This is a genomic window from Desulfurobacteriaceae bacterium, from assembly GCA_039832905.1.
GTDB lineage: Bacteria > Aquificota > Aquificia > Desulfurobacteriales > Desulfurobacteriaceae > Desulfurobacterium.
In genome coordinates this window covers 1-10,313 of the sequence record JBDOLX010000116.1, presented here as the reverse complement: position 1 = coordinate 10,313, position 10,313 = coordinate 1, and the positions used below count along the sequence as shown (strand labels likewise).

Annotated in this window: 12 protein-coding genes; 7 read left to right on the top strand and 5 right to left on the bottom strand. The window is 39.1% G+C overall.

What is annotated here, in order from left to right; genetic code table 11:
- Positions 1–36: 36 nt before the first annotated feature.
- From tnpA to ABGX27_09065, 7 genes are all read left to right on the top strand, one after another.
- Positions 37–438: an IS200/IS605 family transposase gene (tnpA, locus tag ABGX27_09095; protein ID MEO2069644.1), complete on the top strand. Its 402-nt coding sequence runs from the start codon at positions 37–39 to the stop codon at positions 436–438.
- On the top strand, positions 423–1,847 hold the full coding sequence (locus ABGX27_09090; protein MEO2069643.1) for a transposase: 1,425 nt from the start codon (positions 423–425) through the stop codon (positions 1,845–1,847). Before tnpA ends, ABGX27_09090 begins: the two co-directional genes overlap by 16 nt.
- Positions 1,848–1,961: 114 nt before the next feature.
- Complete coding sequence (gene flhB, locus ABGX27_09085) at positions 1,962–3,020, top strand: flagellar biosynthesis protein FlhB (GenBank protein MEO2069642.1); 1,059 nt, start codon at positions 1,962–1,964, stop codon at positions 3,018–3,020.
- Between the two features lie 10 nt (positions 3,021–3,030).
- Positions 3,031–3,693 carry a FliH/SctL family protein gene (locus ABGX27_09080; protein MEO2069641.1) on the top strand — a complete coding sequence of 221 codons (663 nt, stop codon included), beginning with the start codon at positions 3,031–3,033 and terminating at the stop codon, positions 3,691–3,693.
- Positions 3,686–4,972 (top strand): FliI/YscN family ATPase, encoded by a 1,287-nt coding sequence (locus ABGX27_09075; GenBank protein MEO2069640.1) that lies wholly within the window; start codon positions 3,686–3,688, stop codon positions 4,970–4,972. The genes ABGX27_09080 and ABGX27_09075 overlap by 8 nt, the downstream gene beginning before the upstream one ends.
- 13 nt (positions 4,973–4,985) lie before the next feature.
- The gene (locus tag ABGX27_09070; GenBank protein ID MEO2069639.1) at positions 4,986–5,984 is read left to right on the top strand and encodes a hypothetical protein; all 999 of its coding nucleotides are present in this window, start codon (positions 4,986–4,988) and stop codon (positions 5,982–5,984) included.
- Between the two features lie 490 nt (positions 5,985–6,474).
- A complete protein-coding gene (locus ABGX27_09065) occupies positions 6,475–7,119 on the top strand; it encodes a hypothetical protein (GenBank protein ID MEO2069638.1) in 645 nt (214 codons plus the stop codon).
- Here the strand turns inward: ABGX27_09065 and ABGX27_09060 are convergent.
- From ABGX27_09060 to ABGX27_09040, 5 genes are all read right to left on the bottom strand, one after another.
- On the bottom strand, positions 7,109–7,546 hold the full coding sequence (locus ABGX27_09060) for a hypothetical protein (GenBank protein ID MEO2069637.1): 438 nt from the start codon (positions 7,544–7,546) through the stop codon (positions 7,109–7,111). The two genes, ABGX27_09065 and ABGX27_09060, sit on opposite strands and share 11 nt — an antisense overlap.
- Complete coding sequence (locus ABGX27_09055; protein ID MEO2069636.1) at positions 7,536–8,132, bottom strand: sigma-70 family RNA polymerase sigma factor; 597 nt, start codon at positions 8,130–8,132, stop codon at positions 7,536–7,538. The genes ABGX27_09060 and ABGX27_09055 overlap by 11 nt, the downstream gene beginning before the upstream one ends.
- Positions 8,132–8,935 (bottom strand): AAA family ATPase, encoded by an 804-nt coding sequence (locus ABGX27_09050; protein MEO2069635.1) that lies wholly within the window; start codon positions 8,933–8,935, stop codon positions 8,132–8,134. The genes ABGX27_09055 and ABGX27_09050 overlap by 1 nt, the downstream gene beginning before the upstream one ends.
- Positions 8,926–9,759: a hypothetical protein gene (locus ABGX27_09045; GenBank protein ID MEO2069634.1), complete on the bottom strand. Its 834-nt coding sequence runs from the start codon at positions 9,757–9,759 to the stop codon at positions 8,926–8,928. Before ABGX27_09045 ends, ABGX27_09050 begins: the two co-directional genes overlap by 10 nt.
- A partial coding sequence (locus tag ABGX27_09040; protein ID MEO2069633.1) for an FHIPEP family type III secretion protein occupies positions 9,756–10,313 on the bottom strand: 558 nt, incomplete at its 5' end. The genes ABGX27_09040 and ABGX27_09045, both read right to left, overlap by 4 nt.

The window sequence follows — 10,313 nt, the reverse complement described above, 5'->3', positions numbered from 1 at the left end:
GTTGACTTTGACTCAGCGATAATATACCATAAGAGTATGGTAAAAGCTAAATGCACCAAGGGTTGTGTCTATCATACAGCATACCATATAGTATGGATACCGAAATACAGGAAGTCAATTTTGGTAGGAAAAGTAGCAGAAAGACTGGAAACCCTAATTCATGAGATAGCGAATAAATATGCTTTTGAGATACTTGCACTTGAAATAATGCCCGACCACGTTCACCTTTTCGTTTCTGCTCATCCAAAGTTTGCTCCAGCTACTCTTGTAAAACTGTTCAAAGGAATAACAGCAAGGAAGCTATTTAAAGAGTTTCCAGAGCTTAAAAAGAAGCTCTGGGGTGGACACCTTTGGACACCATCCTATTACGTTGGGACTACTGGAAATGTATCTGCTGAAACGATTAGGAGATACATAGAGGAATGTCAAGGAAAGTAAAAAGAGCGATAGTTTTTGAACTAAAGTACTTAAGTATAGAACAGCAGGTAATACTCGGATATCTCACCTACCACGCTGGGAAACTTTGGAATCAAGCTAACTATTTCGTAAAGAACGGATTAGCAAAACCGGACTATAGAGACCTATACAACAAACTCAAGGATGCATCCTTACACCTGCGTTCCCTGCAGTCGCGCTCTGCTCAGATAGTCCTTGACGAACTGTCAAGAGGATGGAAAAACTTTTTCAAGTTTTTAGAAAATCCTGAAAAATTCAAAAAGAAGGGAATAGAAACCGTCAAACCGCCAAGTTACGTAAATCCTGAAACACCTCATAGAGTAGTAACATGGGACAAAACAGGATTCAGGATTGAAGGAAGCCGGATAAGACTCTCACTATCAAAGAGCTTAAAAGAACACATACTTAAAAAATTTGGATTTTTTCCTGAATACCTATGGATAGAGACAGGGTATAAGGACTTAGAGAACCTTAAAGTTTTCAACGTTCAAGTAGTTCCGTATAAGTCCTACGGTTGCGTAAGTTTTAAGCTGGTGGTAGTGTATGAGAAAGAAATTCCAGGAGCTGAAACCAAAGGAGACAAAGTATTAGCAATAGACTACGGGATTTCAAACTTTGCAACCTGTGTGGTAGAAGGGAATCCAGTTTCCTACATCATAAACGGTAGAGGATTAAAAACACTTCTCAGGAAAAAGCTCAAGAAGATATTTAACCTTCAAAAAAGACTTGACAACCTTAAGAACAAAGGACTTCCGACGATTCAGTTAGAAAGGAAACTCCATAAACTTTGGAAAAATGTTAAGAACCTTTTGAGGGACTATGCACACAAGGTAAGCAGTCTCATAACAAAACTTGCGGTTTTAAACAACGTTAAGACGGTGGTGATAGGGAAAGTTCAAGAGTCAAAAAACAAGAAAAATAACCTACCCGACCTTGTAAATCAGATGTTCAAGCTGTTACCTCACGGGAAGGTAACGGAATACTTGACATACAAGCTTAAAGAGTTAGGGATAGAAGTTAAGCTGATAGACGAGAGCTATACTTCCGTTACCGACTCCTGTGATAGAAGAGCGGGAGTTAAAAAGGAAAGTAGGGGTAACGGAAGGAGGATAAAGAGGGGACTTTTCCTATCACCGATTAAAGGACTCATCAACGCAGACGTTAACGGAGCGAGGAACATTTTAAGGAAGTTCAAGAAGAGATGGTTTGACCTTGTAACGGGACTCAAAAAAGTGGTCGAGGTAAGAATCTACAAGTTAAGCGAAGGTATTTCCGAATCCCTGCGATTTGCGGGGATAGGAGTAGTGGGTGGCGTGAACCCGCCCGGAGGGATAAGGGTAGGGATAACCTACCAAACTCCCTCAGAAGCCTACGACTTTAGTCGTAGGTAGTTCACTGAAGAGTAGTTCACTGGTCTTCTCCTTACCGCATAGGAGGTGTCTATAAAGAATGCGGAGTTTCTGGGAATTTTGGTAAAATCTTTTAAACCTTCGGGGAAGTTCTAAGTGTCCAACGGAAGTGCAGGAGAGAAGACTGAAAAGGCGACGCCATATCGGCGACGAAAGGCGAGGGAACATGGGCAAGTAGCCAAGAGTACTGATGTTAACACCGCTGGAATTATGCTCTTCTTTGTTCTTCTTCTATATTTTGCTGGGAATTATTTTGCCAATCTTCTTTTAAACAGCTACCGCTATTTTATGGAGAACAGTCCTTATCTGTTTCCTACCGATGTTACGAAGGAGGCATTCTATGTATATCTGAAAGTTAGTGTAGTGGTTATGCTTCTCTTGATGATTATCGGAATAGCCACAAATGTTGGACAGTTTGGTTTTCTCTTTACGCTTTATCCCCTAAAGCCGGACTTTAATAAGCTGAATCCCGTAGAGGGAATAAAGAGGCTGTTTTCTCTGCGGACACTTTTTGAGGTCTTTAAAGGGATTTTAAAGTTAGGAGTCGTAGGTATAGTCGTTTTCCTAATACTGAAACATGATTTTCCAGAGTTTATATCCTCTGTGTATTCGGAACCCGCTTTAATCCTTTCTTTTCTGGCTAAGGAATGCATGAAATTGCTCTTTTATGCAGTTTTACTTTATATAGTAATAGCCGCTTTAGATTTTGCATACCAGAAGTGGGATTATGAGAAAAAACTCATGATGACAAAACAAGAAGTAAAGGAAGAGTATAAGCAACGGGAAGGAAGGCCAGAGGTAAAGGCTGCTATCAGAAGAAGACAGAGAGAGCTGGCAATGAGAAGAATGATGCAAGAGGTTCCGAAAGCCGACGTAGTGATTACAAACCCTACCCATTATGCAGTTGCTTTGAAATATGAACCTGAAAAAAAGGATGCTCCTTACGTTGTTGCTAAAGGAGTGGATGAGGTAGCCAAAAGAATTGTTAAGGTAGCAACGGAGAACGATGTTCCTATAGTTGAGAAGCCGGAAGTAGCGCGTTCTCTTTATCAGCTTGCTGATATCGGAGAGGAAATACCGGAGGAACTTTACAAAGCTGTTGCAGAGATTCTGGCCTTTGTTTTCAAGTTGAAAGAGAAAAAAGTTCCTGTTTAGGGAAATAGAGATGTTTAGGCTTCTTGGTTCGGGGGATGACTCAGAGGTTTTAAAAAAAAGAGAAGAGGAACAGGCGCTTTCAAAGAAGTTGGAAGAGCTTTCAAAAGAAAACGAAATGCTAAAAAAACAGATAGCAGAGTTGACGTTGAGGTTTCAAAAGGAAGTTTCCGAAAGAGAAAGAATAGCATTTGAAAAAGGGATAAAGACCGGACGAGATGAGGTTGTAAAGGAAGTTGGAAATGTTATCTCTGCTCTTTCTGAGAAGCTTAAGGAGACACAAGCTTCTTATGAAAAAGCTTTACGCAGTTCGCGTGATTTAATAGTGGAGCTTGTGTTTGCGGTCATTAATAAACTACTTCCGGAAATAAGAAAGAACTCTATGGAAGTAGCTCTCAATTCTCTAAAAGAAATAGTTTCCTCTTTCCTAACTTCTTCTTCAGGTGTAAAACTTGTGTATCTTAGTCCGGAAGACTATAAGAAGTTTGAAAATCTTCTTAATTCACATCCAGAACTTAAAAGATTAGAAAGGAATTTCCAGTTAGTTTTTGAGGAAGATCCAGAACTTTCACCTGGAGATGTTGTTGTAAAAACGGAATCGATAGACATTGACGGGCGTTTGCGTACTAAACTTGAAGAATTAAAAAAATATCTTTTGGAGAACATGAATGTTTGAGGGATTTCTTCCCTACAGATTAAGGGGAAAGATTCTTGAAATCAAAGAGAATGCTATTAAAGTCTCTCTTCCCGGTTTAAAAGTAGGGGATGCGGTTGTTATAGGAACGAGAGAGGGAAAGGAGCTCTTAGGAGAAGTGATTTCTATCTCTCGCGGTGTTTCTTGTGTTGCTCCTTTTGGTGAAATAAGCGGTCTTGATGCAGAGGCTGAAGTTTATCCCTTTTCTTCTTCGAGGTCTGTGAAGGTAGGTAGTGGTTTTTTAGGACGCGTAATAGATGCCTTTAATAGACCAATAGATGGGAAAGGGACAATTTCGTTTGAGGACGTGATGCCTTTTGATACAGAGCCTGAAAATCCGCTTGACAGAGAGAGAATAACTCAAGTTTTGGATGTGGGAGTGAAGGCCATAAATGGGCTTTTGACCTTAGGTAAAGGGCAGAAAATAGGTATTTTCTCCGGGGCAGGAGTAGGAAAAAGTACTTTACTTGGAATGATAGCAAGGAATGCAAGGGCAGATGTCAACGTAATAGCCCTGATTGGTGAACGGGGTAGAGAAGTTACTGAGTTTATAGAGGACATTCTCAGAGAGGAAGGGCTTAAGAAGTCGGTGGTTGTTGTTTCGACTTCAGATGACCACCCCCTTGTAAAAATAAGGGCTATGGAGCTTGCTCACATTCATGCTGAATATTTTAAAAACTGCGGAAAGGATGTTTTACTGCTGGTTGATTCTTTAACTAGGTATGCCATGGCCAAAAGAGAGGTTGGCTTGGCAATGGGAGAGCCTCCTACCACTAAAGGCTATCCTCCCTCTGTTTTTCTCTCTATGCCAAAAATTTTAGAGAGAGCCGGAAACTTCAAAAACGGAGGGAGTATAACCGGTATTTACACTGTTCTTGTTGAAGGAGATGACATAAAGAACGACCCTGTAGCGGATGCGGCAGTTTCTATACTTGACGGCCATATAGTCCTTTCAAGGGAGTTAGCAAATGAAAGAATATTTCCTGCCATAGATGTTTCAAAGTCCATAAGTAGGCTTATGATACAGATAGTTACGGATGAGCATTTTAGACTTGCACAGGATTTTATATCTATGTTTTCAGAGTATCAGAAGGTGAAAGACGTAGTTTCTTTGGGACTTTACAAGATGGGGGCAAATCCTTTGACAGACAGGGCCATAAAGCTTTATCCAAAGATGGTAGAATTTTTAAAGCAGAAGCCGTCTGAAAGGTATTCCTTTGAAGAGAGTTTGAAACTGCTCCAAAAAGTTATGTCCTCTTAAGAAGGAGTAATTCTTGAGAAGAAAGTTTGAGACAATAAGGAAGGTTGGAAAGCTTCTTCTTGAAGAAGAAAAGGAGATAAAAGAGGATTTGGCTCGTGTCCGTAGAAGGATACTTTCTTTTCAGGAAGAGCTTTTGAATATTAGGGCTGAAATAGACGGCTGGACCAGTAAGCTGAAAGAAACGATTCTCTCTGCAGAAGAGATATCAGAAATTCTTTCTTATATTGATTCCTTATCTTTGAAGCTTAAAGAAGTTACCGCTAAGATAGAAACGGAAAGGAGAAAAGAGAAAGAACTTGAAGAAAGACTGAGAGAGAAAAAGAGAGAGGGGATATCTTTTAAATCGGTTGAAAAAAAGTTGGAGGAAGCAATTGCCTCAGAAGAGAGGAGAAAAGAGACTTTGACCTTAGACGAGTATACACGAGTTAAAAGATGGTTCAAAGTGATAGTTTTAGTATTTTTCCTGCTACCTGTGAGTGCTTTCGGAAGTAGTATAGAAAAAAATTTGGAAAAGCCTCCTCCTGAACTTGTAAAAGTTTTAAAGAATAGAGAGAAAGAGCTCCGAGAGAGAGAAGCAAAGCTGAAAGTGAAAGAGAAATTTCTACAAACTTTAAAAGATGATTTGTCTTTTCTTTTGAGCGTTTTAGATGAAAGGTTTAAGAGGCAGAGAGAAGCTTCTTACGGAGCTTCCCAAGCCTTTCAGTCTGAATTTCAAGCACAACCTCTTTCCCCTGAGGTTAAAAAACTTTACAAACTTGTCTCGAGGCTTCCTCCTGATGAAGGGGGGCAAATACTATCAAACGTTAAACCTCACGTAGTTGCTTTTCTTTTGCTTCACATGAACTCCATGCAGGCCGCCAACCTGCTTGCCAGTATGGAGGTAAAACAAGCGGCGAAAGTTGTAGAGCTTCTCTATTCTATCGTTCCCAGAAGAGCCAAATTGATATTTGAGAAATTGGATGAAGAATACCTAAAAGGCCTTAGAAAGGAGAAAAGTGAAAATGCCTCATAAGGGTGTTTTTTTGGAAAAAAATGAGCTTTTCTCGCAACTGAGAAGGCGAGTTTCTCGCTTTAACGAAGAGGTTAATGCCTCTTTAGAATCTTCACCTTTTTCTCAGCTATTGAGTTCTTTCCTTCAGTTTCAAGAGCCTCATAAGTGCGCAATAAATTTAAAGACAAAGGCTCGTATAGACGGCCAAAAGAGAGTCATTTATTCCGTTTCGTGCAAAAAGGTAGAGGGTAGTGTTAAAAGAAAGGAGGGAGGGGGAGTTTGTGATTCGTTTTTTGGTTTTTTCTATAAAGATATGGTAAAACTCCACAGTTTCAGTACCCCCAAAAATTTCCAACCACCCGAAAGTTCCAATTCCATATCTCTTAAAAACTATCACTTCTTACAGTCTAAAGTACAACAAATTATCTTTTCCGTCAGCCTTTCCAAAGATTCCTATTCTGTGTTACCTAAGATTTCTTGCTCCCTACAATCTGAAAATTTCCATTCCTTAGTGTCTAAACGCCTTCACCTTCTTGCAACAAAAAAAACAACCTTGCCTGTCCTATCAACAAAAAAAATTTCTAAGAAGCTTCTTAATTTTCTTAAGCATGCAGACGAACCACAGACTCTTAAAAGATTCGTAAAGAACAGATCGGTAGCAAAATCCGGAAAAAACAACCTTTTAAATGCAAACAGCGGAAACCATGAGCTTCCCGTAGACCACAATATTAAACCTAAAGAATTACAAGAGCTGTCTTCCGGCAACACCAAAACTGATGAACCACAGACTCTTAAAGAATTCGTTAAATCCCACTATGAACCTATGAAAGGAGTGGTAAAGTTTCATACAGAAGTAACCAAAGGAAGCTCTGTCGGAGTCCTTTTAAATAATCGTCTTGGAATGGCAAAAATTCTGTTCTTAACGAACTCTCAAAACGGGAATCTTCATTTTAGTCCGGCTGTCCTTCAGAATTTGGCCAATACTCTTTCAAGTCTTGGCTTTTCAAATATCTCCTTAGCTTTTGCCTACTCTGGGGGAAAAGAACAAGGAGCCTTCTCTCAAATGTTTCGCAATGCTAAGAGTTCTAAATTCTTAGATGATGAAGTAGAAGAGGATTCTCAAATAGTAACCGTTCTTGTGGATGTTAAAGTTTGAAAAGGATTTCCACCTCTGAAATGCTCATCTTTAAAGCTTTTGCGAGAGCTTTAATATCACCCTTTGCTATTAATTCTTTTAGTCTATCCCTATTTATCTTTACAGGAGCTTTTGAAATCATAATATCTGCTATCCTGTCAATATCAGACTCGGTTAACTTCTTGCTTTTGGGAGGGGGTTCTTTAGATGAAGAAGTCCTATTTGAGAACTTAGAAGCCAGTTCTAGGAAAGTAAGATGTACTTTGTTGACTTTACTCTTTAAAAGTGAGAACTCGGTTTCCACTTTATTGATTCTCTTCCTGCAGGAAATCCAAGAAAAAAGAGAAAAAAGAGCTATTATCCCAATAATTACCAGAATTTCTAAGGGAAACTGTCCACTCTTTTCAACCGGTGATAGGTTAGTATCGAAAACGACTCTATATTCCATGTCTTTTTAGGTGCTCCCTTACTTTTCTCAAAGCTGTTTTCTTTATTTGGGTAATCCTTGCCGGAGTTAACTCCATTATATCTGCTATCTCTCTTTGTTTCAATCCTTCCTTGAAAAAAAGAGAAAGAACCAGTTTCTCATTATCATTCAGCACAGAATCTATTGCTTCAGCTACTAAGTTTACAAGTTCTTCCTTTTCTATCCTTTCAAGAATGTTGTTATCTTCAGTTCCCAAAAAGCTCAGACGGTCTTCTTTAACAGAATCACTTAAAAACTCTTCTATGCTGATGGTCTTTCTCCTGTTTATTTCCTCTTTTTTTTCTTCTTTTGTTCGTACATCAAGACTGCGAAGATAATCTAGAATTCTACCCCTTATTATTATTGAAGCGTAAGTTCCGAAACTTGCATTTTTTTCTTCATCAAAATGGTGCTTAGCTTCCATTAAACCTACATAACCTACTCCTACAAGGTCTTCAAATTCAACCCCTGCATAATCCGGTAGACGTTTATATATAGAAGAAGCTATCTTTCTCACTAAGGGAATGTAATCCTCTACCCTTATTTCCTCTTTCTTATAGTGAGGCATTATCTATCCAGCATTCTCAGTAGTTTGGTGAAAAAGTTTCCTCTCTCTTCTTTCTGAGAAACATCAACAATCTCCTTGAAAATATCAAGAACCTTTTCTCTCAATTTAGAATTCTTCTTTACAGCTTCGGCAAACTTCATAGAGCTGACAACATGGTGCAAGTTCTTTATGGGTGGCATGTAACCTAAGAAATTCATCTCTACCTTTGGCAGAAAGTTTCTCATACTTTCAAACTTTAACTTCACTCTTCTAAATTCCTTTTCTCCAGCTCTGTTAACTACAAAGTTAAACTGCCTGACTCCGTAGGTTAAATAAGACAGTTTCATTAAGCTATAGGCATCCACTATTGAAGGAGGTTCAGGATTCACGACAAGGACTGGATGGTTTACCGAAGCTAATACGCCGAGTAAAAAGTTGTTTACCCCTGCTCCGAGGTCAAATATAGCTACATCGTAGCTCTGTAAAAGTCCTGCAAGTCTTGAAAAAAAATAAGCTACTGTCTTTTTTGAGTAACTAAATACGTTATCATCAAGATTTCCACTCGGTATTATGTCTAAGTTCTTAAATCCTTTATTTTCAAGTTTTACTATTGCGCTTTCCAAGCTTTCTCCCTTACTCAAGCAATCAAGGAGAGAATTTTTATAGCCAACACCGAGCATTATATTCACATTTCCCATTCCGACGTCTGTATCAATTATCAGAGTCTTCTTACCGTAAAAGGCAGAAGTCAGCCCCAATAGAACGGCTAGAGTCGTCTTCCCGACACCCCCTTTGCCGCTTGCTATTCCTACCGTTACTGCCATAATCTTCTAAACCCTTCTGTCAAATTTTGTCTGTAGGAAACAGAGTAAACCGGATAATCTTCTATGACTTGCTTCAGTTCCATCAGTTTCGCTTCATCCACTTCATCAAGTTTTGTCAAAGCAATTCCGTCAATCATTCCGTTAAAAGCTTCGAGGTATTTTTTGATAACACTTAACTCTTTGCTCGCATCTAAAGTAAAAATATTTACAGTTTCGGCTGCGTTTAAGAATTTTACTAACTCTTCCATATTCTTAGAAGAAACTGATACTCCCGGTGTATCTACCAATATTACCTTATGTCCTGACAAAAACTCCACCATATCCCGAAACTCTTCAGGCTCGTAAACAACTTGAAACGGAGTGTCAACCACTCCGCAGAATATCTTGAGTTGTTCTATAGCTCCGAGCCTAAAAGTATCACAGCTCATAACCGCAATGTCCTTTAAGCCGCTACTTACAAGGTCTATGTAAGTTTTTCCTATATGGGTGGTTTTCCCGCTACCGGTTGGACCGAAGAACACCAAAGCTTTTCCTTCACCTACAGGAGGGGGTTTTTTAAAGCTTGCCAGAAAGTTTTCAATTATTCTTTCTAGTGGTTCATAGTTTGCTACCTGAATCAGAGGTTCTTGGGCGAATTCTTGAACACTTTTTTCTTTTTTCTCTTCAATTCCTACAACAACTTCAACTTCGCGGCTTGGGAAAATAAAGAACTTCCACCTCCACCTATGGTTAACCGACAAAATGGCATAGGAGTTACCAAACGCTTTGTTAAGCTGTTCTATAATCCCGGTAAGACTTTTTCCTTTGTAAGTTTTTACTTTCAATTTCCAACTACTCCTAAGGATTGAACTTTTACGTTATCTGCAAGTTCATCGTAGGCAATAACCTTTAAAGAAGGTATATGTCTAGCTATTATATTAGCCACAAATCGCCTAAGCTCGGGAGAAGTTAAAAGGACAGGTATGGCGTTTTCTTCCAGAAAGCGCGGTATTAATTGGTTTATTTCATTCACAAGCTTTTTGATTTCTGTCGGAGAAAGAGTTATACGGTAACCCTCTTCAGTCTGAATTATTGAGTTCTTAAGCTTTTCCTCAAACTTGGGAGAAAGTGTTATCACCTTAACGCTTCCGTTTGTTTTAAGAAGCGAGGTTATAACCTTAGAGAGGGATTTTCTTACTTGCTCTGTTAAGAGATCAACATCTTTAATGTGCGGAGCATAATCGGCTATTGTCTCAAGGATGGAAATCATGTCCCTAACAGGTATGCCTTCCTTTAAAAGATTACAGATTACCCTGTGAATCGTACCAAGTCCGGCCGCATTTAAAGCGTCTTCTACAAGCTTGGGATATCTCTTCTTCAAGATTTCAAGCAGGCGGTT